The organism is Massilia sp. 05N420 (genome assembly GCF_056397205.1).
This window is the reverse complement of record NZ_JBFTMX010000001.1, coordinates 37,534-61,972: the sequence shown is the minus strand read 5'-3', so window position 1 is coordinate 61,972 and position 24,439 is coordinate 37,534. Positions and strand designations below refer to the sequence as shown.

Below are 24,439 nucleotides of genomic sequence, written 5' to 3'. Positions count from 1 at the left end.
AAGTCATTGAATGGCGCGACGCCGCGCCAGCGAAGATGCGCCGAGCAGTACGGCCGCGATCAGGCAGATGGTCCCGACGACAGCGACGCTGGCAAGGAAGCTGCCGGCCGCCGCGCCGATCAGCGCGACCAGCGGAGGGCTCAGGAACTGGCCAAGGAAGAACGCGCCGCCCCACAAGCCCATGCCGCGACCGCGGTGCTCGAAGCGGTATTGCTGCAAGGCCCAGGCAACCAAAGCCGGCAACAGCAGCCCGCCGCCCACCTGCCCGAGCAGGTCGAGCGGCAACCCGACCGACACGCTCGGCGCCCATGCGACGCCGATATAGCAGACGCCGTAGAGCGCCATGCTGACCGCGAGCCGCAGCGAGACCGGTACCCCGGACAGGCGCTTGAACAGATAGCCGCCGGCCACCGTGCCAAGGCTGGCGATCGTCACGAGAATGCTGATCCGCTCGGGCGAGGCGACGCCCATGTCGCCGAAGATGCGCCCATGCTGTACCGCCTGCACGAAGAACACCATCGAGAACAGCACGGTAACGCCGCACACGAACAGCGTCGAACGCCAGGGGAATGGCGCCGCCGCGGAGGTCTCCCGCGTAGCGGTGGCACGGCCCTGGTGCGGCTCCCAGCACGCGAACCATGCCAGCGCGAACACGGCCAGGCCGCTCAGGTACAACAGGAAGGGATAGCGCCAGTGCACGCCTGCGAGGAAGCCGCCGGACAGCAGGATCGCCGAGCCGATCAGCGGCGACAGCATGTTCTGGTAGCCGAGCCACTTGTCGCGCTGCGCCCCTTCGAAGTAGTCGCCCATCAGGGCATTGCCCACCGTGAGGATGGCCGCTTCCGCCACCCCGACCACGACCCGGCTGGCGACGATCAGCACCAGGCTGTCGAACATCAGGGGCGCCAGTCCCAGCAGCGAGAACGCGAGCAGCGACACCAGCAGCAGCTTGCGGCGCCCGAAGCGGTCGGCGAGCATCCCGGCCAGCCCCGAGGTCAGCGCCACGCACAGCGAGGGCACCGTGATGATCATCGGCACCAGCAGCTCGAAGTGCGGCACCGACGAGAACTGGCGGAACAGCTGCGGCAGGCCGGGCACCAGCGCCGCCAGCGCCAGCGAGGGCATATTAACGAGGGCCATCAGGGCGATGCCCTGGGCGGTGCCGCCGTGGCGCCGGCTGGTGTCCCCGGCAGGGGCCAGCTGGGCGGCAACGGATGGCGGCGACAGGTCGGTGGGATTCACGGCGATCCTTTCAGTCCACGCGGCGATCCAGTACGTGCTGCTTGTACCAGCTGTTGAGCATCATGCCAGTCGCGATCGGCGCCGGTCCCTTGTCGCTTTCGACGATGATCCAGCCGGCGTAGCGCAGTTCGCGCATCGCGGCCAGCAGCGCCGGGAAGTCGACCAGGCCGGTGCCCATTTCGCCGAACCATCGCTGGATTTCGCGTTCGCCGCCGGCCGCGATCATGGCCCGCTCCGCGTTCTGCAGCTTGTATTCGTCCAGCGTATCGGTGGCCAGCGCATCCTTGAACTGGAAGTGCCACACGCGCTCGTGGAAGCGGCGGTACAGGGCGACGAGATCGTGGCCGGCGATGGTCAGTTCGGCGGTGTCGAAGCACAGGCCGACCTTCCCGCTGTCGCACAGCGCCATCAGCTGTTCCAGTTCCTCGGCGGTGCGCAAGGCGGACAGCGCATCCACGTGCAGCACCGTCTTCAGGCCGAGTTCCGCCGTCATCGCACCGACCGCGTTCCAGCAATCCGCCGCGGCGGCGAGGCGCTCGGCCGTCAGCCCGCCCTCCTTCCACCAGGACGGGAAGGGCCGAACCACCAGGCAGTCGCCGTTCAGCGCGGCCAGCATGTCGGCGTGAATCCGTGCTTGCGCCAGGATGCGCGGATGGTCCGCCGGCTGGGTGCTGTGCAGGCCGAAGTGCAGCTCCTCGAAACTCATCACGGTCGGATCGAAACAGGTGCTGGCAACCCGATTGATTCCCCAATCCTTCAGCTTGAGGCGGAAGTGGTCGGGCGAGCCGAAGTTGATATCGATATTCTCCGGGCGCCCGATCGGGTCCCAGCGTCCGCTGCCGGCGTTCAGTTCCACCGCATCGAAGCCGCAGGCGGCCGTTACCTTGAAGGCGCGCTCGATTTCCTCGAGACGGGCAAAGCTGGTGAAACCGGCCTTCCACTGGTTCAGGGCATAGCCCCATTTGATCTGTTTCTGCATGCTGGACCTTCCGTTCAGGCGTAGATTTTTTTCAGGACGTGCTGGATGTACCAGGCCGACAAGGCCGTGCTCTCCGGGTAGTTGCCGCCGCCGACGTCGGCCTTGTCGTGCTCGACGCCGACCCAGCCCTCGTAGCCGCAGGCCTTCATCGCCGCCATCATGGCCGGGAAGTCCACCAGTCCGCCCGGCACGCCCATCTCGTGGAACCAGCGCGGCGTGGTCGGCGCCATCACTTCGGCGTCGGGACGGCGCCGGTAGTCGCCGCTCAGGTCGACGTTCAGTGTGTCCTTCATGTGGAAACCGCCGCAGCGGTCGTGCAGTTTCAGGTAGAGCTCGACCGGGTCGACGCCGGCAATCACGTGCTGGGCCGTGTCGCAATAGAAGAACACGTAACGTGGATCGGTCCATTCGTAGAATTTGCGCAGCTGCTCGGCGCTGCGGATGCCGCAGAAGAACTCGTGATGGCAGCAGGTCTTGACGCCGTACTTCTGGGTCATCTCGCCGACCCGGTTCCACAGTTCGGCACAGGCGCGGATCTTGTCGTCCGTGACCGGCTCGACGTCGTAGTACAGGCCGGCCGGCATGACGATGAAGTTCTCGACGCCCAGGCCCTGGCTGGAGCGCATGATGTACTCGGCATAGTTGACGATGTGGTCGTGGGTGGAGCGCACGTGCGGCGCGCTCTGGCGCTCGTCGTACATCACCGCGTGGAACAGGCTCAATACCTTGTCGATGCCGCGCGACTGCATGAAGGCGCGGGCGTTTTCCAGCGAGCCGAACAACTCGCGCAGCGGGCCCAGATGGAAGTCGAAGGTCTCGATCGCTTCGAAGCCGATCGCCGAGATCTGCTTCAGGAACTCATCGAAGCGCTTCACCGACGTGTATTGCGACAACTGACCCTGGGGCGTGTCGATGCGCCAGTGGTCCATGTAAGCCCAGCGGAGTTTATTGGTCGTCATTTTTTAGAATGATAATTCTGGTTATGTTGCGGTTCAAAAAAAGGGCGGCGAAACCGCCCTCCGTTCAGCGTTCAGGCACGAAGCGCAGGTAGGCCAGCATCATGTCGCCGAGGTCCACCAGCAGGTCGTCCCAGCCGGCGCCCTCGCCTTTGCCGCCGACGCTGTCGAGGCCGAGGAAGCGGGCCTGCGTGGCATAGATCAGCAGCATGCCCGCCTCGATGGCGCGGTCCGGGTCCGGGTGGCGAATCTCCGCGCGGCATGCCTGCAGGAGCCGGCTGAATTTGGCGTGGTTCGCGTACGCCGACTTCTTGCCGGCCGCGCCGATGACCTCATCCACGGCGCCGCGCAGCATGAAGGAACGCAGCACGCTGGCGTGTTCCTTCAGCAGGTTGCCGAGGCCCGCCACGACGGCCGGGACGACCTGCGCCAGGCCCTGCGCCTGCGCCGCGATACGCTGCGCCTCGTCCGTGAAGGCCTGGTCCAGCCGCTCGAAGAACCGTACCTGCACGGCGCGCAGCAGCTCGTCCTTGCCCGCCACGCGGCCGTACAGCGCCCCGGTCGAGACGCCAGCGCGCTGGCAGATCTCGGCAAGCGTGATCTGGTCGTAGGAACGTTCGCGCAACAGATCGATGGTCGCCTCGATGATGCGGTCGAACGATTGCCGGCTGCGGCCCTGCTTGGGTGCCCGTGCGTGGGCGGTTGCGGTCTCCATGGATGTCGTCGATTCGTCAGTGAGAATAAAGGCCGATTCTAGCCGAAATGATGTTGGTTCCAGAACACATAGCCATCACAGCGCTCCGGCCTTCAGCTGGGCGACCGCGTAATCGGCCGCGCGCGCCGTCAGCGCCATATAGGTCAAGGACGGATTCACGGTGCCGGACGACGCCATCGCCGAACCGTCGGTGACGAACAGGTTGGGCACGCCGTGCACCTGGTTGTGCGCGTTGAGCACCGATTCGGCCGGGTCGTGTCCCATGCGCGCGCCGCCCATCTCGTGGATCGAGACGCCGGGCACGGTCCGCACCGGGATCGTCACGACGTGTTTCGCGCCGGCGGCGACCAGCATCTGCTCCGCCTGCTTCGCGGCGTCGATCTTCATGCGCCGCTCGTTCTCGCCGTAGGACACGTCGAAGCTCAGCTGCGGCAGTCCGAAGCCGCCACGCTTGTTCTCGTTCAGCGTGACGCGGTTGCCCGCCTGCGGCAGCTGTTCGCAGAAGGCGCCCAGGAACGCGATCCACTTGCCGGGGCGCGCGATGTTGTGCTTCATCTGCGCACCGAAATCGTCGGACTGGGCCGCGGTATTGGTCCAGTCGTCGCGCATGGCGCCGCCCTGGAAGCCGTAGCCGCGCGTGAAATCGGCGTCCGCGTCCTGGCCGCCAATGTTACGGAAGCGCGGCACCAGGATGCCGGTCGGCCGCCGGCCGCTGTAGTTGTGGTTCTCGAAGCCGGGAATCTCGGCGAATACGCCGACACCCGCATGGTCCACCAGGTAGCGGCCCAGGACGTCGCTGTGGTTGCCGATGCCGTTCGGATGCGCCACACTCTTCGACTGCATCAGGACTTGCAGGCTGCCGTAGGTCGACGCGCACAGGAAGATCACTTTCGCACCGAAGCGCAGGCGCTCGCCCGACTTCGCATCGATCACCCGCACGCCGGTCGCCTTCTTCGTTTGCGGATCGACGTCGATCGCCTCGACGACGCTGTCGGTACGGACCGTCAGCAGGCCCGTCTTCTGCGCGGCCGGCAAGGTGGAGCTCAGCGTGCTGAAATACGCGCCGAACGAGCAGCCGCGGTTGCAGATGGCGCGCCGCTGGCAGCGCCCGCGCTCGTCGTCGATGGCCTCGGTCAGGTTGGCCACGCGGCCGATGGTCACGCGCCGGTCCTTCCACCTTGCCTCGACGCTGCGCTTGAGGTGTTTCTCCAGCGCCGTCATCTCGAACGGCGGCAGTAAATGCCCGTCGGGGAAATTCTCCAACCCCTCGGGCGCACCACTGACGCCGATGAATTTTTCGACATGGGCGTACCAGGGCTCGAGGTCGGCATAACGGATCGGCCAGTCGTTGCCGTGACCGTCGCGCTTGTTGGCCAGGAAATCATCCTTCCCCCAGCGGTAGGATTGTCGCCCCCAGACCAGGGAACGGCCGCCGAGCACGTCGGTTCGGTGCCAGCGGAAGGGTTTCAACTGCTCGTAGGGGTTCTGGCGGTCGTTGATCCAGTACTGGCGGTTGGCCCAGCTGAAGGCGCCGCGCTCGATCTTGCTCTGGATTTCGTATTCGCGGGCGTCGAGCGCGCGCTCGGGCAGGCCATGCTCCGGTGCTTGCCACGGCGGCGTGAATTCGTGGATATAGCCCTTCTGGTGCTCGAGCGGGCGGCCGCGCTCGAGCATGAGCACCTTCAGTCCCTTCCCGGTGAGTTCCTTGGCGGCCCAGCCGCCGGTGATGCCGGAGCCGATGACGATGGCGTCGAATTCGGTTGGTTGAATCATGTCGTGTCCTTTCGCCGGCGGCTCAGATGACGTTCTGGTAGGGCCAGGTCTTGACGTCGACGTCGCCGTCGAAACGTCCCGGCACCGGCACATAGCGCAGCTCTTTGGTGCTGCCGATTTCCGACGTGAAGTAGCCGAGGACGACCAGGTCGCGCAGGCGCAGATAGAACGGCGCCTTCGGGTCCTCGATGCGCGCGGCCAGCTCGAAGGTGCGGCCCTCATAGGGGCTCGACGCCCGCAAGGCCTGCAGGATATCGGCCGCCTGCGCCGGGGTGCAGGCCGCGAAGCCGCGCTGGTAGCGCTGCCGTGCGTTCTTGTCGAGGTCCGCCAGGCCGGCGCGGAATTGCGCCAGCTCCTCGGGCAGCATCCAGTGCCGCGCCAGCGCGTCGATGAAGGCGGGGACGCCGGCCGCGACGGCGCCCGGTGTGTCGGTGACGGGCACGATGACGTCGGCCGCCATCGTCAGTATCTTGCGTTCCGGCCCGGTGAACCCGGCCGGCTGCGGCGTTGCCGCCGAGCCCGCGGCGCGCAGGGCAGCCGCCGCCGAGGCATTGGTCCAGGCCCCGGCCGTGACGGCCCCGGCCAGCAATGCGCCCAGCGCGGCGCGGCGGGATGGGCTATCCGGCCTGCCCTGCTCCATCGGCTCGTGCCGGGATACGATATTGATCTTCATCCTTGACTGTCTCCGCAACAAACGTATTGGTTGTGCTGCCGGACGCGCAGGCGCCAAGGAGGCGGCGGCGACCGCTGCCGGAATACGGCAGGCGTCGTTGGCCATGGTGTCTCCTCATGGACTGGCGTCCTTGTTTTCGGGCGGCGCTATGCGCGGTCGCCTCATTCTTGTGGGATCAGAATAGCACAGTTTTTATAACAATAATTCTGATTTTTTATTTCCCTGAGAAATTAAAGCGGACGGTCTGACAAGCTGCTCCGCCAGCAGCCTGAGGCTGGCCTCGACCTGGGTATCAAGGCATGCGCCTTGTGCATCGAACAGCTTTACGCCGGCCGTGTTCAAGGTCACGCCCAGAGGTGTAGGCCAGCCGCGCAAGGCATGCACGATCGAGCGCAGCGCGCCCAGCGTCGTGTTACAGCCCTGCCAGCCGGCCGCCGTGACGATACACCCGACCGGCATGCCGTCGAGGTAGACGCGCTGGTCGGCACGCGTGTCTTCCAGCAGGTCGATCGCATTCTTGACGAGGCCCGACACACCGCCGTGATAACCGGGCGACGCGAAGATGACGGCATCGGCCCTGCGCACGGCCTCGACGATCGCGCGCTGGGCGGGGCTGCGCTCGCGCTGTTCGGGAGAGTAAACGTCGAGGGTGCTGAGGGCTTCGCCCCCGAACAGCTGCGTGCGTGCCCCCTTCTCTTCAGCGAAACGCAGCGCCGTCCGCAGCGCGCTTTCGGTACTCGATCCAGGGCGGGTGGTGCCGCCGATGCCGACGATGAAGGGCCGCTCGCGCTCGGCGGCGGCGAAGTTGTTGTCCAGGGCGTTCATGGGGTTCTCCAGTCGAATGCGACAATCAGTTGGCAGCGGCCGCACGGCCGCCGGGAATCACTTGTACCGCGAGCGGCAGGTCGTCGCTGGCGCGGCCGATCAGCAGGCCGACACTGCCCGGCAGATCGGTCCAGTCCCCGTCCCATACCTGCAGGCGCCGGCGCGCGATGGGAATACGGAGCACACGCCGCTCGCCAGGCACCAGCCAGGCCTTGTCGAAGGCGACCAGCGTCAGCTCGGGCTGCACGCGATAGATCTGCACGACCTCGGCGCCAGCCCTGCGGCCGGTATTGCGCAGCGTAACGGTAACGGTCCAGCCATCCGCACCATCGGGCTCGACCGCCGCAGCGTCCAGCGCGAAGCTGGTGTAGCCGAAGCCGCTGCCGAAGGCCTGGCGAGGCTCGAGGCCGCGAGCAGCAAGGCCGCGGTAGCCGACCCGGGTTCCCTCGAGGTAGTGGAGGTCCTCATTGGCGTCGGGCTGCAGCGACAGGGCCGGGTAATCGGCATCCTCGCGCGCGATGGTGACCGGCATGCGCCCACCCGGCTCGAGGTCGCCCACCAGCACCCTGGCCAAGGCCCGGCCGAATTCCTCACCCGGATACCAGCAATGCAGGACAGCCCTGGCTTGCCGATCCCAGCTGGTGTCGAAGGCATGGCCGACGTTGGTCACGACCACCGTGTCGGGATTCGCCGCGCACACCTGTTCGATCAGCGCAAGCTGCTCTTTCGGCAGCAGGGTGTCGCGCCGGTCCTTGCTCTCGACGCTGGCGTCCGAGGTTTCACCGACCACCAGCACGACGGCGTCGGCCGCGCGGGCGGCGGCGACGGCGCGCGCCAGCATGGCCTCGTTGCTGTCCGGGCCACGCACGCCGTACCACAGGCCCTGGCAGCGCGCGGCGCTGTAGCGCAGCTCGGCCACCACATTCACTTCCTGCCCGGCGCGCAGGTCGACTGTCACACAATCTGCGTCGCCGCTCTTCAGGCGGCCCATGACATCGCCGGGCGCCAGCTGTTCGTCGCGCCGGAACACCTCCACGCCATTCACCAGCAGACGCAGCGCGCCGGTGCCGCCGATATAAAAGCGGTGCGGACCGCCGTCTTGCGCCGTGTAGACGCCGCTGGCGCGCGTTGCCGCGCTCTGCTGCAGGGCGCCGGCCGGATGCACGCCATGGAACCAGGTCAGCGAATTCGTATCGCGGGTTTCACTCAGTAGCGGCGTGCCCGCGCACGCCGCGTTATCGAAGTAATCGAGCGTCATGCCGCGAGTACAGCCATCGTCGAGCGAGCGGGCGGGACGCGCGGGCATGCGCGGCAGTTTCGGCTGCGGATCCACACCCGGCTCATAGGCGACGATGGCGTCGCCGAAGCGCTCGCGCAGCGCGTCGATCGGCACCATCGCGTCCGGCCGTACGGCGATCTTGGCGAAGGTCCCGCCCTGGAAGCAAGGGGCGGTCGCGTTCGGACCGATGACGGCAATGCGCCCGAAGCGCGTCGAGTCCAGGGGCAGGATCGCATCCTCGTTGCGTACGAGCGTGAAACCAGCGGCGGCCGCTTCGATGAGCAGCGCGCTGGCGTCCCCTGCCGGCATCGGCTCCCCCTTGTCGCCAGCAAAGCGACGCGCGGCGGCGGCAACCCGGTGGGCCGCGTCGGCCAGGCGCGCGAGCGCCACGGCGCCTTCTGCGACCGCCGCGGCGCTGTGCGCACCCAGGTAGCGTGCGGGGCCCGGCATTTCCAGGTCGAGACCGCCCGCGAGGGAACCGACGGTCGAATGGGTGCCGAACCAGTCGCTCATGAAAACGCCGCCGAACTTCCACTCGGCCTTGGCGACGTCCAGGATGATCTTGCCGGCCTCGGCGCACCAGCTACCGTTCACCTTGTTGTAACTCGTCAGCATGCCTGCGCACTCAGCCTGCGCCGCCATTTCGAAGGGCAGCAGGTAGACTTCACGCAGGGTACGCGCGTCGACCACCGCATTCATGCGGTCGCGCGCCGTCTCGCTGTCGTTGCACACCAGGTGCTTGGCAACGGCGCCGGTCCCGACGGACTGGCAGCCCTGGATCCATGACACGCCAAGGACGCCGCACAGCAACGGGTCTTCGGAAAAGTATTCGAAGGCCCTTCCGGCCAGCGGGCTGCGCGCGAGGTTCAGGTTAGGAGCGAGCATCAGGTCCACCTTGCGCCGGATCGCTTCGGCGCCGACCAGGCGCCCCACCCTCTGCACCAGCGCCCTGTCCCAGCTCGCGCCCAGCGCCACGGGCGCCGGCGTCAGCAGCGAGACGTCGCGCTCGTCGACGCGCGGCCCGGCCACGCCCATCGGACCATCCGCCATTGCCAGCGCGGGAATGCCGGCTTCCGGGATCGCCGCGGTCGCCCACATCGACGCGCCAGCCGTCAGCGTCGCCATCTCGTTCACGTTCAGTTCAGTCGTCACTCCGCGTCTCCTCCGGTGGCGGTCTCGTACTTATTCGAAGGCCGGCAGCACGTGCTCTGCGAGCAGCTGCAGGGTCTGGTTGGCGTAGGCCAGGCGCTTCTCGGTCAGCGGCCCGGTGACGGTGCCGCACAGGATGTTGCCGATGCCAAGCTGCTGGTAGGCGCGCAGCTTGTCGATCACGGTCTCCGGGCTGCCGTACAGGCACCAGGTAGCCATCCATTCCTCGGTCAGCGCGGCGCCCGTGCGGTCGGTCTTCTTGTTCGCGTCGTCGGCTTCGGCCTTGGCGTTGAAGGCGGCTTCGCGGTCGATCGCCTCCTGGTAGGAAGTCAGGATCTCCATCACTTCCGCGCGCGCCTGCTCGTCGGTCGGCGCCAGGTGCACGCATTGGTAGCTGTGCGTGGTCCAGGACAGCGCGTCGGCCACGGTCTGGTCGGAATGGCCGGCGGCCAGCAGCTGTTCGTGGTACTTCGAGAAGTACTTCTTCACGTGCGTGAGCGGCTCGAGGCCACCGATCTGCGGCGGCGTGAAGGCCGGAATGAACGCGGGCCAGCCGTTGACGGCGGCACGCGTGATGCTGGTGTCCTTCATCGCGACCGGCATCAGGCGCGCATGCTTCTCGCCGTAAGGGCTCGGCGCGATACGCTGCAGCACACGGCCCTTGTGGAAGCCGTCCAGCTCGACCGGTTCGTCTTCGATGCGCTTGTTCCACAAGGCCTCGGCGGCTTGCAGGTTTTCCTCGGCGATGCGACCCGCATCCTTGTAGTTGACGCCGAATCCGATCATCTCCTCCGGCGTCGTGCCCGAGCCAACGCCGACCAGCAGCTTGCCCCTGGTGAGGTGGTCGAGAATGTTGATACGCTCGACGAAGCGTACCGGATGGTGCAAGGGCACGGTCGTGACGGAGAAGCCGAAATGCATGTCCGGTAGCTTGGCCGCGAGATACGAGGCGAACATATAGCTGTCGCTGGCGATGGCCATGTACCCGTTGAAGTGATGGTCCGGAAGGAAAATCGCATCGAAGCCGAGCTTGCCAGCCAGCAGGGCATGCTGCTCCAGGTCGACGATCAGTTGCCTATCGGCATCCGGAGTCATGGTACGGGCATTGAGGAATACGGAGAAACGCATACTGATCCCTTTGGGGAAGATTCAGGAAAGCCGGCAATCTTTGTCGGCCGGCACCGTTAAATCATAATCCGAATTATGATTATGAGAATAGTAGTGAAGCTTTTCGGGTCAGTCAACAGATTTTCCGCAAAAGGTCTTGCCGATTTCGGCGCCAGGAGGCTGGTGTTCTATCGAGGCTCGATGAACCCGGCAGCGGCGTGCGTGGCGGCGCAAGCTGAATTGCCTAAGCCGACGACAGGAGCCCGGCCAACAGCCAGCCGCCCTGCGTGACGAAGTGCGCAAGCGCCTTCGCGCCAACTACCCCACCCCAGAACAACAAGATCAACTGCAGGGTGCGAAGCAGCGCTTCGTAGCCACGCAAGGCGCTACCGAAGCGCACAGGCGAACGGAAATGCATCGCCAGGCCAGGTGCCAGCAATCGGGGTTTCATGGTCGTCTCCGCTGATCGGTTTAATACCGACAAGCATATGCGCGGCCCCTTTTTCCAGCTCGTGATTTTATCGATACGTCCTATGGACACGGTGGATGCCTGCCCACGGTCTGCGACAGCAGGAAAATGCTGCAGGCCTGGATTGGCCTTGCCGGCCCACACCGGGGACGCCCGATGCGCAAGGTACGGCACCGACCAGGTCCTGGTCGGCACCGCATGGCGCTCATGCACTCGAACCTGGATTCCGGCAGGGTGGCTAGCAAAAACCAGACTAGTCCAGTACCTGATCGATTTTCCGTGGTGCGAAACAGTCGGCATCCAGCGCGACGCTTTTCGCATTGCTGACAATGCCCTGGAAGTTGCCCCGAACTGCGACACCCTTACGAAGTCTCTGCGCGAGTGCGATTACTGTAGCCAGGGCGTCACCTGAAGTTTCCTTCCCCGGCGCGATCGTCCATATCTCCTCCGTCTCCGAAGACGCCGAAACATGCAAGCCAAGCACGTCGCCCCGGCGCCTCGTGCATCCAGCGATGTGGTCGACGCCGGAATACGAAGCTCGGGTCGTCAGTACGGCGCCGAACCTGGCAACCTGGTCCAGCCGGCGGAACAACTTCTCTTTGCCTGCCCTGTCGCCAGGCTCCGCGTCGACAATCAAGTCGCAGTCTTTCAAGTGATGAAAATTTACCGTGCCGGCCAACAGTGCCATGCGCCTGTCACGCTCGGCCTGTCCAAGCTCGCCTTTCGCGGCCGCAGTCCGGTAGCCCGCCCGGACAAGCTCGATTACCTTGTCGAGTGACGCGCGCTCGGGTTCGAAGAGCGTCACCGGAACGTCGGCATCCAGCAGGCTTACAGCGATGCCGAGGCTCATGGCATCGGCGCCGATGATGCCGACCCGGCCGACCGTTCGAGAGTCATCGTGCACCTCGTTGTGCATACAATTCATTTGGGTTCCTCCTTATGGGGAATGCAATACTCCGCACAGGCTCGCCATGGCAAGCCCGCGAGTGCGAATTTCCTCAGAACTGGTTCATGGTGTTGAGCTTCCCCGAAGCCTTCAGCGCTGCTTCGCCACTGAAGTACTCCTTGTGATCGTCGCCTAGGTCCGAACCCGACATGTTCTGGTGTTTGACACAGGCGATGCCCTGGCGAATTTCCTTGCGCTGCACGCCGGCCACGTAACCCAGCATGCCCTGCTCGCCGAAATATTCCTTGGCCAGGTTATCGGTCGACAGCGCGGCGGTATGGTAGGTGGGCAGCGTGATCAGGTGATGGAAGATACCGGCTTCGCGCGCCGCGTCGGCCTGGAAGGTGCGGATGCGTTCGTCGGCTTCGCGCGCCAGTGCCGAGTCGTCGTATTCGGCGCTCATCAGTTGCGAGCGCTCGTAGTGCGACACGTCGGCGCCCTCGGCCTTCATCTTGTCGAAGACCTGCTGGCGGAAATTCAGGGTCCAGTTGAACGAGGGGCTGTTGTTGTACACCAGCTTCGCGTTCGGGATCACCTTGCGGATTTCCTTCACCATGCCGCCGATCTGGGCGATGTGCGGTTTTTCCGTTTCGATCCACAGCAGGTCGGCGCCATTCTGGAGCGAGGTGATGCAGTCGAGTACGCAGCGCGCCTCGCCGGTACCCTCGCGGAACTGGAACAGGTTGCTGGGCAGGCGCTTCGGGCGCAGCAGCTTGCCGTCGCGCTTGATGACCACGTCGCCGTTCGCCATCGCATCGAGCGATACCTCTTCGACGTCCAGGAAGCTGTTGTACTGGTCGCCGAGGTCGCCCGGCTCGCGGGTGTAGGCGATCTGCTTGGTCAGGCCAGCGCCGAGCGAATCGGTACGCGCCACGATGAGTCCATCGTCAACGCCCAGTTCGAGAAAGGCGTAGCGCACGGCGCGGATCTTGGCCAGGAAGTCTTCGTGCGGCACAGTGACCTTGCCGTCCTGGTGGCCGCACTGCTTCTCGTCCGACACCTGGTTTTCGATCTGGATACAGCAGGCGCCGGCTTCGATCATCTGCTTGGCCAGCAGGTAGGTTGCCTCGGCATTGCCGAAGCCGGCGTCGATGTCGGCGATGATCGGCACCACGTGGGTGACGAAATTGTCGATCCTGGCCTGGACGGCGGCGCGCGCTTCGCCTTCCGCGGCATCGAGCTGGCGGAACAGGCCGCCAAGCTCGCGTGCGTCGGCCTGGCGCAGGAAGGTGTACAGCTCCTTGATCAGGGCGGGAACCGCCGTTTTCTCATGCATCGACTGGTCTGGCAGCGGACCGAATTCCGAACGCAGCGCGGCAATCATCCAACCCGACAGGTACAGGTAACGGCGGTCGGTATTGTTGAAGTGCTTTTTGATGGAAATCATCTTTTGCTGGCCGATGAAACCATGCCAGCACCCCAGCGACTGGGTGTATCTGGATGGATCGGCATCGTAGTTCGCCATGTCGCGACGCATGATCCCGGCCGTGTAGCGGGCGATGTCGAGGCCGGTTTGAAAGCGGTTCTGTGCGCGCATGCGAGCCGCGGACTCGGGGTTGATCGCATGCCAGCCGTCGCCCTGCTGTTGTTTGAGACTGGTGATGGCCTGGATATCGTTCTGGTACTGGGACATGATGAACTCCATAAGAAAGAATCGAAATCTCCTGCGTTCGCCGCTAACGGTGGTGCGAAGCGAATCGTAGTCGGATGCGTTCATCATAGAGCGAGCACGACGAACTATCTTCTATCTTATATAAGAGTTGTGCGAATATTTATCCCTTTAACTTCAATGACTTATGAAATTTATTTCATTATGTGGAAAGCTGTATTGCGAAACGAAATTTCATGGTGAAAGCGGCGCGCAGCAAATTTCACCATGTGAAATCCAGTTTGGCTGTGTGAAAAGTGATTGCCTACCTGCGGCAATGACGGCCTTGGTGTTTTCACAAGACTCTCAATAGACAGCAGACCATCGGTCGGAACTTGCATTTCAAGGAGCAAGGGCTGAGGCCTTCGATGCCTGCGCGCGCCTTGATCGCCTTCCGGTTTGTCTCGATGTGCTCCGCAACAAGCGCACGGCCATGAAAAACCTGGTTGCGGCGGCCATGATCGGACCGCCGATGCTCGCCGGGGCAGCGAACCAGGCCGTCGAGGTCTACAAGAGCGCCGCCCGTGGCTGCTGCGAAGAGGGGGTCAAGCACTTGCGCGCAAATCAGCCGCCGCGAAGGAATTGAAATTGCGGTGGACGATGCCACGGCCTGTCATGCAGGCCCCGTCGACGCCCCCGTTCCACTTACCGTCAGTCCGGAATGAGGAGTACCGTGATCTCAGGCATCGGCATCCCCCGATCCCTGTACCGATGCTTTTCTTTCTGGATCCGGCAGGGTCCACCCCTGCTCCCAGCGATGCATCCCTACCATCCCTTGCCTTAGCCACGTTCTGCTCCCGTGCAGACGCGCCAGTTCGACCGCCAATGGAAAGACGAGCCACCGCTGCAGAATTTGGCGAGTCTGCGCTACCCGATCCGATGTCAAACAATCGTCCATACGACGATCGAAGTTTCCTACCGTGAGAAGACGCCAGTCATAGTCTGCGCATAATGATTTCGACGGACAAACCGGCCCGTTTTACTTCATCGGAAAATCCAAGGCGAATCTCCGCGCCGATGCGCCTGGCGATCGCCTGGACAATGGACAGGCCAAGCCCGGAGCCGACCTGTTCGTTACCGAGCACGCGATAGAAGGGATCGAACACCCGGTCGCGCTCAGCCGGCGGAATGCCCGGACCGGTGTCGCGGATGCCGAGCAGGGTCTGGCCGTCGGCCATGGCTATCGAAAGATCGACGCGCCCACCTTCGGGCGTATAGCGGATGGCGTTATCGACCAGGTTCCTGACGAGGGCGATCAGGTCCGGCTCACTCACCCATACCTCGGCGTCCTGCGCGCCCACGACGCCGATATCGATCTGCTTCGCCTCCGCCAGGGGCATGAGGTCCTCCAGTACGCGACGGTAGATAGCCTGGGCCGACACCGGCCTGCCGGGCGATTCGCCCGACACCTGTGCCTTGGCGAGTGTGAGCAGCTGGTCGAGCAGGCTCCGGCCACGCTCGATGCCCGCCCGCAGTGCAAAGAGGCGAGCGCGTGCTTCGGCCGACATCTCCGCCGCCGCCAGCCGCTCAGCCTGCAGCGACAGCGCGGTCAAGGGTGAACGCAGCTCGTGCGCGGCGTCGGCAACAAAGCGGCGCTGGGCATCCATGGCCCTGTCCACGCGTCCAAGCAAACGGTTGATCGCCACGGCAAACGGCCGAACTTCGATGGGAAGATGGCTTTCCTCGATGGGGTGAAGGTCCTGCTCGGCGCGCTGGTCGATCTCGGCGGACAGCATGGCGATCGGCTTGAACATTTTTCGCACCAGGTCGGTGACGATCAGCAGCAGGGCTGGCACGAGAACCAGGAAAGGCATCGTGGTACGCAGCGCGCTGTCTCGCGCGATTTCATTACGGAAGCCAGATTCCTGGGCGATTGCAATGCGCTCGCCGGCCGCGGTTGTCCTGACCAGCACGCGGAAGGTCTCGCCGCCGAGGTCCAGCGTGTGCATGCCATCGACGAGCGCTGCCGGCAGCGGGAGCGCTCCGCCGCCGTCGATGCTCAAGCGGGACCGGTTTTCGTCGCCCAGCCGCTGGACGATCACACGCGATTCCTCCTCGCTGTTCCTGGGACGGGCGTCGATCGTTGACGCGGCAGGCGGCAAGCGCTGCCGGTCCATGAGTTGCGCAACCTGGCGCAGGACGTCATCCTGCAGTTCGTGCGCCTCGTCGAGGGCGGACAGGAAGGAGAAAACACCGGCGACGGCGGCGACGAAGAGGATGGCGGCAGACAGTGTGAAGGAGAGCTTGAGCTGGACCGACTCACTCAGGCGCCTTTTGAAACCATCCATCCCATTCCCCTGACGTTCTTGATAATGTCACTGCGCAGTTTGCGCCGCAGCGAATGAATGAGGAACTCGACAGCATTACTCTCGACTTCCTCTCCCCAGCCGTAGATGCGGTCCTCCAGCTCGCCGCGCGAGAGGATGGCGCCAGGCCGCACCAGCAAGGCGTGGAGCAACGAAAACTCACGGTTCGACAGCTGCACCGAGGCGCCCGAGACGACGCTGGCCACTTTCGTGGCCGGGTCGAGCGCTACGATACCGTTGCCGAGGACCGGCACCGGGTTCCCGTCCTTGCGGCGCGATACGGCGCGCATCCTCGCCAGCAGCTCGGCCATCTGGAAGGGCTTGAGCACGTAATCGTCGGCGCCGCCGTCCAGACCGCGCAGGCGATCATCCAGTTGATCGCGCGCAGTGATGATGAGAACGGGGATGGGGTTATTCCTGGCGCGGATGGCCGTCAGCACCTCCAGCCCGTCCTTGCCGGGCAGGCCAAGGTCAAGCAGCATGAGGTCGTATTTCTGGCAGGCGAATGTGCTGAAAGCCGTTTGCCCGTTCCTTACCCAGTCGACCGCATACGACGCATCTTTCAACGCGTCCTGTATCGCTTCGCCAATCATCAGGTCGTCCTCGACCAGTAAGACACGCATGGATAGCCCGTTCCATTTCAATGTTGCCTAGCGCGCCGCACGCGCTGCCCTTTGCCTGAACAGCAGTATGCTGACCAGTATGAACCTACGCAAGGCGGCCGATGCCGAATAGCGGCTCGGCGCCGGGCGGCCGGCCTTCACAGGCTTGTGGAAGAACTGCCGACCCGGGCACGGCCCCGGTGGCCGGACCGCCATCGCGGACGGTCCCGCCTCCGGATGCGCCCTCTCAGTCCTCCTTGTCCTGGTCGTCGTCGTGGTCTGCCTTGTCCTCGGCGGACGAGATGACGCTGCCTTTGTCGGCGTCGATCCTCACATCGTAGACCTTGCTGCCGCTGACGACTTCCACGTCGTACACCCAGCCCTGCTTCGAATGCTCGAACTCGGCCCGCGCTGCCTTGCCGTTGACATGCTGCTGGGCGACCGCCACAGCTTGCGTAAGTGGGATCCTGGCTTTGTTGATCGCCATGGCGTCGTTTTCCATGCCGGCCTTGGCGGCATAGGCTGCCGTGCCGCTTGCAGCGACGACGATGGCCAGAAGGGAGAGTTTTGCGGTTCGGTTCATGGTGCTTCTCCAAATAGCGCGGATTGCGCAGTAGAGAAGCTAATGGTGCAGACTTAGTTGACACTGAGCGCGAAACTACGCCCGGCGACCCTTGAGTAAGAATCTGGAACGGGCCGAATTATAGCCGTGGAACACTCCTGAATCTGATTTCAAGGGGCTGTCCCGGGGGTGGCGCGACAGAATAAGCCAGAGCGCGACACCATCTTCCGCTCGTACCGGCGGGCGACTGCCGAAGCAGGCGCCATGGCCCGACGTTCGGCGTCGAATCGCCAGAGCTGAACACCTGACGAAGACGACCGCTGCGGGTTCGGCTTCGGTCGCTCATCACTGATCTCGACGATCACGACCTGACTCCGTCACATGGCAAGCCCGATGTCGCCTTCAAGCACCGAGGTCTTCAGCCGCGGGCGCGCTCCACCCTTCCACAGTGCTGCAGTGTGCACGACCCGATACCGGATGTCGCCCCCATCCGGTCTTTCGCTGCGCGTAACCGGGCGTGGAATGCAAACGAATTCGGTGCGCATTTCATCGGCCGACAACCGTACCTTTGAATAACCATGCCCTCCGAGATCGATGAATTCGAGGTGCGGCGCCAGATCCGGATTCGACAGCGACCGTGCGCGCTCGAGGTCGAAATTTTTTGCGTATTCCAGGCATGAACGGACGCCGTGCTTGAGCAGCATGTTATGGGTCCATTCTGGCTTGGCACTTCCCTCCTTGTCCGCAAGGAACAACGCGCGCAAGGGCGCATTCTTTGGAAGCTTGTGCTCATAAGCTTCCATGGTACCGGCACTGGTGAGCGATCCGCCGACGAAGCTCAAGCCAACCGGGTCGAACTTACCGGGCGGAAGTTCCGCAGTTGCATATCCGGCCCAGAAGCTGTGACGGTCGCCCGAGACGATTGCGAAGCCCGTGATGTTCGCGTCGCGCACGAGTTGGTAGATCTCAGCGCGTTCCGCCCACGCTGAGCCGTAATCATATGCACTCAGCGCCGCATAGGTATGTGGCGGCCACGGCTCTTTGGTCAGGCCGGCAGGCAGGTTCTGCGGGTCGGCGCGAGAATCGAGTGCACCCATCGTATTGCCCCAGATTTTCCACGTCGCCTTCGAGGTCTGCAGCTTGTCCTTGAACCATGCTTTCTGCTCCATTCCCAGGATCGTTTGCGGCGGCGCGTTGTGTTGCGGATTGGGCACCTCGACACCATTGTGGCTGACGACCGCAGGAGGATTGCCACCGTTATAGGCGCGCCCACCGTCCAGGATCTGCATCATCGGCTCCGGCAACATGCCCATGTACTCCTTGCCGAACAGTTTATTGAGCGACGGATCGCCGAAGGAGTCCGCACTTCGATAGCTATGCTGGTCGGTGATGATCAGGTCCAAATGCCGGCCATAGCGCAGCGCCCGATAGCCCTTGAGGCTGTTGATCGCCGCCAGATTGTTTGGTTCCGTCCCCAGCCCATGCTCGTCGAACTCCTTGATCGGCACGTTGTTGACGGCGGGCGGATCGAAACGTTCGAGCGGGCGGTTTCCGCGCGTGACGCGCGCAGGAAGATACTCGAACCAGGCTTGATTCGCTGCCACCTTGACGCTCTGGCCAGGCTGCTCGAACGCGCCCACTTTAAGAACACCCTGCCAACCCTGGAACGAGAATTCGTGGTTATCCCACATGGCGACGAACGGCCAGCGCGCGCGCGCGTCCTGTAGGTCGGGATCGAGGAGATAGCCTTTATAGATCGCACGGTAGCCATCGACAGTCAGCGGAATGTGGAAGTTGCCGATCTTGTGGCCGTCCGGGATGCGCGCCACCTCATAGATCGTGCGATCGTAGCGGGTTTGCACTTCGTCCGGGTACTGGACCATTTCATAGATGAAATCGCCCAGGTGCAGGACGAAGCCGAGCTGTTCGGCGGCAGGTACGCGTTCGTCTTCGTAGATCATCCTGCGGTAGGCATTCAGCTTGCCCTCATTGACATGCTGACAGCTCACGAACGCGAAGTTCACCGTTCGCGGATCATTGGGCAAGGGTGCAGTGATTGTGCGGCCAACCCGGCTGCCGTTTCCGTCGGCGTCGGTGAACCGATACCAGTAGACGCGCGCCGGACTGAGACCGCCAAGCAGCACGCGCGCGGTCCAGTCCGCGTCGCTGGAGACCGGCACCTTGGCCTGCGCAATGACCCGGTGGAATGCCTCGTCCTCCGCTACCTCGACAGTCAGGACCTGGCGCGCTTCCCCGGCAAACGGACGCCGGGTCCAGAGAATGACGCTGTGCGGGTCGGGATCGCCCGATGCAACCCCTTGCGGATACAGATCACGCCGCTCGTGCCAACGGACACGCGAAGCCCGGGCCGGACCGACCCATGCCAGAGAAGCGCCCATTGCCGCAGCAGCTTTGAGAAAGGATCGACGGCTTATCGTCATTGTTTTTCACTCCGTTTAGTTTTGGGACTAGCGCAGCCTCGGAATTCGGTCGCAAACATGCCTTACTTCAAGCGTAATTACTCCGACGGCACCCGAAAAGGTTTTGCGCAAATAACAACAGGCGCAGCCGCGCCCGCGACTTATACGAACCAACCGGGTTCGCAGCTGGCTCCGGATAGGCGGCTGCACAGCGCGGCGTTAATTAGTGTCTGGTAGCCGGTGCCATAGCGTTTCGCCAGCGCGCGGAAATGGTCGAGGACTTCGTCGTCCAAGTAGATCGTGATTCGCGTCTTTCGCCGGGCCGGCCGGTGGTAAGCCAGGGTCGGCCTATCGTTGGCGCTATGGTTGTAGCTATCGTTGGCGCTATCGTTGTCGCTATTGTTGCCGCTGCTGTTTGGTGCAAAATCCATCTCGTCTCCTTCGATTTATTCCAACTACATGTGTGTAGTCGGAGATGCAGCACTATACTTTTTTCCAGTGCTGCCACACGCGCGGCGCGACGAGTTGAAAAAAATACGTATCCAAACTGCAAAAAAACGCGCTGAGCCGTGTGCGCCCCTCAGGCAAGCCGAGGGGCCTCGATCAGAAAGCGTCCGAAATGGGCCCATGCGGGCCCTTCGGTCAGAACGCCTGGTTGTAACGCACGTAGATAAAGCGGTCGATCGGCAAGTTAGCGTCGACGCGCGACGCCGAGGCAGCACCAAGGATGGTGCTGCGCGGCTGCTTGTCGAACACGTTGTTGGCGCCGACCATGATCTGGCCTTTCCACGAAGTCTTGTAGGCGACGCTCAGGTCGTTGTAGACCATCGCGCCCATCTGGTTGTAGCCGGTACCCCAGTTGGCCTGGCCGGTCGGGTTGGTGCACTCGATCGGGGCGCTCACATCATGGCTGTAGCACTGGTCGCGCAGCGGGCTGAAGTAACGGGCGGTCCACGAAGCGCTCCATTTCCCCAGGGTCCAGTCCAGCGTCAGGTTCGACTTGATGCGATAGTAGGCGAGGACGCCGCCGGCGTCGTATTCGCCGACCTGGTTGATCCATTCGGCATCGTTGGTCGCCTTCGTGCGCAGTTTGCTGACGAAGGTCGAGTCCGAGCGCAGGCCGAACCGGCCGTACCGGGTGCCCGGGAAGCGGTAGTTCAAGGACAGGTCCAAGCCTGCGGTCTCCAGCCCACCGGCGTTGACGTTGCCGTGCGACAGGCTGTTGATCTGGCCGGTTACCGGATCGCGTTTGATCGCGTCGCAGTACGACTGGATACCCTGGACGTAGCAGTAGTTGGCCGTCTGGTTCGCGGTCACACCCGTGATCAGGTTGCTGATCTTGATGTGGTACCAATCCAGCGAGCCGGACAGGCCAGGCAGGAACGACGGGCTGTACACGAAGCCGATGGTCGTGGTTTTGGCGCGCTCAGGCTGCAGCGAGGCGTTGCCGAGATTCGAGATGAACGGCACGATGCCCTGGGTGCCATCGGTGCTGGTGACCGGCGTGCCGGTCTGGTCGATCTGGCGGAAGCCCGGACGGGCGCCGGCGGCGGTGCAGCGGGCGTCCACGCCCGTGGTGCCGCGCTGGCCGAACTTGCTGTCGCACGGGTCCATGATGTCGTCGAACGACTGCGCGCCGCCACCGAAGGTGTCGCCGACGGCGGGGGCGCGGAAGCCCTGCGCGTAGGTGCCGCGGACCAGGAGGTCGCGAACCGGCTTCCACATGAAGCTGGCCTTGCTGTTGTTGGTGGTGCCGAAGTTGCTGTAGTCCGAGTGGCGGGTAGCCAGGTCGAAGCTCAGCAACTGGGCCAGCGGCGCGTTCTTCAGGACCGGGATGTTGACCTCGGCGTAGGCTTCCTTGACGGTATAGCGGCCGTGCGTCGGATTGCCCGCCAGGTTGCTCGAGTAGCCGGACTGCTCGAACTGTCCCGGCTGGTCATCGCCCCTTACCTCGCGGTGTTCCAGGCCCGCGGCGACCCCGAGCGCGCCGGCCGGCAGCTGGTAGATTTCGCCGCTGAGGTTGGCGGTGGCGCTGTTGATGGTGCTGCCGTAGCTTGCCTGGCCGGTCGACATCACGTAATTGCGCACCTGCGGGTTGAACGCAGGCGGGCCGCTGATCAGGTCCCAAGGCGTGCATTCCTGCAGCGAGATCGGGGCCGACGGGGTGCCGCACTGGACCACGCCCTGGGCATTCATGAACGACGGGCCGAGCGCCTTCTTCAGGTTCAGCAGGTTCAGGTTGCCGGTCGAGTAGATGTAACCGTCTTGTGCACTGTGGTTGTAGCCGACGTCCCAGTTCCACGCCAGGCCGCGCATCGTGAAGTTGCCGGACAGGGTGGAATCGACGTGGAAAGTGCGGTTCTGGTTATCGGTCACGCGTGGCACTTCCACCGTGCGGCGCAGGAAATACAGGTCCTGCCCGAACCCGTTGTAGTAGCTGTTCTTGTCGATGTAGACCTTGTAGCCCGGCTGGGTTTCGCTGGTCAGCGGTTGACCGGCGATCTGGGTGCTCGATTTGCGCTGCGAGTACATTGCCGTCGTAGTCAGCTGCATGTCGTACGGCAGGTCGACGGTGCCCTTCGTGAACAGCGTGTCCAGCTTGTTCGGCATCTGGAACATCATGTCCTGCGCCGTGTTGTACTTGTCGTCGATGCTGCCGGTCTTGTCGTGGTAGCTGGTCGGGAAGCGCGGGTCGGAGCGCACGCCGCCCCCGTGGTTCAACACGCGTTCCCAGCCCCCCGTGGCCGGGTCGTTGTTTTGCCCTCCGGTGACCGGATCGACCGGGCTGATGTCGCCGAACGGACCCATGCCCCAGCCTGCGGTCGGGTGGTTGATGCCGCGTGGATAGCGGGTGATGTCACGCTCGGAAGGCCACACGACGCCCTGCTCGGTGTGCGACAGGCCGATCATCAGACGGCCCCTGTCATTGCTGGCGCCGTAGGACAGCGAGAAATCCTTGCTGCGGCCATCACCCTTCTGGTTCGCCCCGGTGTACAGGCTCAGTTGGGCGCCGTCCAGCTTCTTCTTCAGGATGATGTTGACCACGCCGGCAATCGCGTCGGAACCGTAGATCGAAGACGCGCCATCCTTCAGCACTTCGACCCGCTCGATCATCGCCGACGGCACGGTCGACAGGTCCGTGTAGCCATTGACGGTCTGGGTCCAGCGCTTGCCATCGACCAGCACCAGCAGGCGGTTCGAGCCGAGGTTGCGCAGGGTAATGTACTGGCCGCCGTTTTCGATATTCGAGGTCAGCGAGTTGCCGCGGCTGAACTCGGGCGTACCGGCCGAGGACAGCTGGGTCAGGATGTCGCCCACGGTAACCAGGCCCGTCTTCTGAATCTGTTCCTGGGTCATCACCTGGACCGGCTGCGCCGTTTCCCTGTCGACCTGGCGGATGCGTGAGCCGGTCACTTCAACGCGCTGCATCGACGCGTCCTGACCGTCCTGCGCGTACACCGCATTCATGCCGAATGCCATACCCCCGAGGCAGATCATGCGAATCGATCGGGACAAAACTTTCTCCATCATTTTCTTATTCTCCTGTGTTGAATGCGGCTGGCGTGGAAACAGCCGGCCGCAAGGTGCCGTATATGCAGCAATCTTGAAGGAAAGCCCGATGCTTTCTTTCAAGCCGGCAATGGGATCACCTGTGTATTTTCAGGGTCAAGTAAAAAAAATGTATTTGTTTGAATTCGTTGCAAATAAGATTTTTTGTCCCGCAAAACATGGTTCAAAGAAAGACAAAAACTAATAATTAATGTATAATAGAATACATATTCCATGCAGATACATATACTTTGGTGCAGAAAGAGAAGAAGATTCGCGGGGCGAATCGCAAAACGGTTTAGCTTCGTTACGGGATTTTTTCGTTTTAATAATCGGAGAATTTCTGGCCCTGCCGCCAGCTCTGCAATCGGTCGGACGCCAGCCTGCAGTCAACTTATCCGACCGGCAGTGGCGCCATCGCCGCACCGAGCGCGCTGGCCTGCCACTGACCGCCCCACTTGCCCACGCCGCCGAAGGATCGGCCAAGAACACAGCCGCACACGGCGGCCAGACGCTGGCATCCGGCATCGCCCCCCAATATGTCGATCCATCCGTGCGCACGCAGGACGACTTCGTCGAGCACCTGAACGGCAAGTGGCTCAAGACCGTCGAGATCCCGGCCGATAAGTCGAGCTGGGGCTCGTTCATGGAATTGCGCGAGAATACCCAGCCGCAACTGCGCGCCATCATCGAGAAAGCCGCCGCCCAGCATGCCGGCAAGGGCACCGACGAACAGCGCATCGGCGACTGCTACACCAGCTTTATGGACGAGGCGCGCGTCGAGCAGCTGGGCGTGAACCGCGAACACAACTTCGCCCAGGTCGGCTACTGGATCCGGCAGTCGCAGCAGGGCCAGGGCATCGCGCCGCGCGCGCTCGGGATGATCGCCGGCTTCGGCGACATCATGCCGACGGCGGCTTGACGGGCGGCCTGCATTTCGGGCCGCCACGCTGCATCTGGCGCCGCCCCGCAGCAGCCTCTTCGTCACAAGCCCCACAGAGACAGCAGCTTGCGGATTTCCGAAACGGTCAATGCGATATAGGCGATAGCGCTATGCTTTCCACTGCCTCATCGTGTGGCTGCGATGTTTTTTTGATGCCCGAACTCGTCTTCTATTCGCCGCAGCCGAGCAGCGTCTGCAGCGCGCGCGGCAGCAATCGCGTCCACTACGCGAAAGATGCAGTTCACCCCGCGCTTTTCACGTTTCAGCCGTTTCGCGGAAGCGCGGCGCGTGCACTC

Annotated in this window: 21 protein-coding genes; 3 read left to right on the top strand and 18 right to left on the bottom strand. The window is 63.6% G+C overall.

The annotated features are described in order from the left end of the window. Window positions 1-3: 3 nt before the first annotated feature. From AC1DIX_RS00320 to AC1DIX_RS00265, 12 genes are all read right to left on the bottom strand, one after another. Entirely contained in the window at window positions 4-1,242 is a 1,239-nt protein-coding gene (locus tag AC1DIX_RS00320; protein WP_477321084.1) for an MFS transporter, read from the bottom strand. A gap of 10 nt (window positions 1,243-1,252) precedes the next feature. Next, window positions 1,253-2,221 (bottom strand): sugar phosphate isomerase/epimerase family protein, encoded by a 969-nt coding sequence (locus AC1DIX_RS00315; RefSeq protein ID WP_477321082.1) that lies wholly within the window; start codon window positions 2,219-2,221, stop codon window positions 1,253-1,255. A 14-nt stretch (window positions 2,222-2,235) separates the two neighbouring features. Then, window positions 2,236-3,180, bottom strand: coding sequence for a sugar phosphate isomerase/epimerase family protein (locus AC1DIX_RS00310; protein ID WP_477321080.1), 945 nt, complete (start codon window positions 3,178-3,180; stop codon window positions 2,236-2,238). Window positions 3,181-3,244: 64 nt separating this feature from the next. Further along, window positions 3,245-3,892: a TetR/AcrR family transcriptional regulator gene (locus AC1DIX_RS00305; protein WP_477321078.1), complete on the bottom strand. Its 648-nt coding sequence runs from the start codon at window positions 3,890-3,892 to the stop codon at window positions 3,245-3,247. 75 nt (window positions 3,893-3,967) lie between these two features. After that, window positions 3,968-5,665, bottom strand: a complete 1,698-nt coding sequence (locus AC1DIX_RS00300; RefSeq protein WP_477321076.1) for a GMC oxidoreductase — start codon at window positions 5,663-5,665, stop codon at window positions 3,968-3,970. Window positions 5,666-5,687: 22 nt separating this feature from the next. Next, window positions 5,688-6,338 carry a gluconate 2-dehydrogenase subunit 3 family protein gene (locus tag AC1DIX_RS00295; protein ID WP_477321074.1) on the bottom strand — a complete coding sequence of 217 codons (651 nt, stop codon included), beginning with the start codon at window positions 6,336-6,338 and terminating at the stop codon, window positions 5,688-5,690. 192 nt (window positions 6,339-6,530) lie between these two features. Beyond that, on the bottom strand, window positions 6,531-7,163 hold the full coding sequence (locus tag AC1DIX_RS00290) for an NADPH-dependent FMN reductase (protein ID WP_477321072.1): 633 nt from the start codon (window positions 7,161-7,163) through the stop codon (window positions 6,531-6,533). A 25-nt stretch (window positions 7,164-7,188) separates the two neighbouring features. After that, the gene (locus AC1DIX_RS00285; protein WP_477321070.1) at window positions 7,189-9,594 is read right to left on the bottom strand and encodes a glycoside hydrolase family 3 protein; all 2,406 of its coding nucleotides are present in this window, start codon (window positions 9,592-9,594) and stop codon (window positions 7,189-7,191) included. 30 nt (window positions 9,595-9,624) lie between these two features. Then, window positions 9,625-10,719, bottom strand: coding sequence for an LLM class flavin-dependent oxidoreductase (locus AC1DIX_RS00280; protein ID WP_477321068.1), 1,095 nt, complete (start codon window positions 10,717-10,719; stop codon window positions 9,625-9,627). 223 nt (window positions 10,720-10,942) lie between these two features. Further along, window positions 10,943-11,149, bottom strand: coding sequence for a hypothetical protein (locus AC1DIX_RS00275; RefSeq protein ID WP_477321066.1), 207 nt, complete (start codon window positions 11,147-11,149; stop codon window positions 10,943-10,945). Window positions 11,150-11,420: 271 nt separating this feature from the next. After that, window positions 11,421-12,083, bottom strand: coding sequence for a 3-hydroxyacyl-CoA dehydrogenase NAD-binding domain-containing protein (locus AC1DIX_RS00270; RefSeq protein ID WP_477321064.1), 663 nt, complete (start codon window positions 12,081-12,083; stop codon window positions 11,421-11,423). An 82-nt stretch (window positions 12,084-12,165) separates the two neighbouring features. Next, window positions 12,166-13,746, bottom strand: coding sequence for an isocitrate lyase (locus AC1DIX_RS00265; protein ID WP_477321062.1), 1,581 nt, complete (start codon window positions 13,744-13,746; stop codon window positions 12,166-12,168). 448 nt (window positions 13,747-14,194) lie between these two features. Between AC1DIX_RS00265 and AC1DIX_RS00260 the strand changes: the two genes are divergently transcribed. After that, window positions 14,195-14,347: a hypothetical protein gene (locus tag AC1DIX_RS00260; RefSeq protein WP_477321060.1), complete on the top strand. Its 153-nt coding sequence runs from the start codon at window positions 14,195-14,197 to the stop codon at window positions 14,345-14,347. Window positions 14,348-14,696: 349 nt separating this feature from the next. Here the strand turns inward: AC1DIX_RS00260 and AC1DIX_RS00255 are convergent, their stop codons facing one another. The 6 genes from AC1DIX_RS00255 to AC1DIX_RS00230 form a co-directional block, all read right to left on the bottom strand. Further along, window positions 14,697-16,049, bottom strand: a complete 1,353-nt coding sequence (locus tag AC1DIX_RS00255) for an ATP-binding protein (RefSeq protein WP_477321058.1) — start codon at window positions 16,047-16,049, stop codon at window positions 14,697-14,699. Then, entirely contained in the window at window positions 16,025-16,690 is a 666-nt protein-coding gene (locus tag AC1DIX_RS00250; protein WP_477321055.1) for a response regulator transcription factor, read from the bottom strand. The genes AC1DIX_RS00255 and AC1DIX_RS00250 overlap by 25 nt, the downstream gene beginning before the upstream one ends. 226 nt (window positions 16,691-16,916) lie before the next feature. Beyond that, window positions 16,917-17,252: a PepSY domain-containing protein gene (locus AC1DIX_RS00245; protein WP_441933920.1), complete on the bottom strand. Its 336-nt coding sequence runs from the start codon at window positions 17,250-17,252 to the stop codon at window positions 16,917-16,919. Window positions 17,253-17,608: 356 nt separating this feature from the next. Further along, window positions 17,609-19,672: an alkaline phosphatase D family protein gene (locus AC1DIX_RS00240; RefSeq protein ID WP_477321053.1), complete on the bottom strand. Its 2,064-nt coding sequence runs from the start codon at window positions 19,670-19,672 to the stop codon at window positions 17,609-17,611. A 140-nt stretch (window positions 19,673-19,812) separates the two neighbouring features. Continuing rightward, a complete protein-coding gene (locus tag AC1DIX_RS00235; protein WP_477321051.1) occupies window positions 19,813-20,082 on the bottom strand; it encodes a BrnA antitoxin family protein in 270 nt (89 codons plus the stop codon). Between the two features lie 211 nt (window positions 20,083-20,293). Further along, entirely contained in the window at window positions 20,294-23,080 is a 2,787-nt protein-coding gene (locus tag AC1DIX_RS00230; protein ID WP_477321049.1) for a TonB-dependent receptor plug domain-containing protein, read from the bottom strand. Between the two features lie 67 nt (window positions 23,081-23,147). Here AC1DIX_RS00230 and AC1DIX_RS00225 point away from each other — a divergent pair, with 67 nt between their 5' ends. Beyond that, a complete protein-coding gene (locus tag AC1DIX_RS00225; RefSeq protein WP_477321047.1) occupies window positions 23,148-23,405 on the top strand; it encodes a hypothetical protein in 258 nt (85 codons plus the stop codon). A 348-nt stretch (window positions 23,406-23,753) separates the two neighbouring features. Continuing rightward, complete coding sequence (locus AC1DIX_RS00220) at window positions 23,754-24,122, top strand: hypothetical protein (protein ID WP_477321045.1); 369 nt, start codon at window positions 23,754-23,756, stop codon at window positions 24,120-24,122. The last annotated feature ends 317 nt before the right edge of the window (window positions 24,123-24,439 follow it).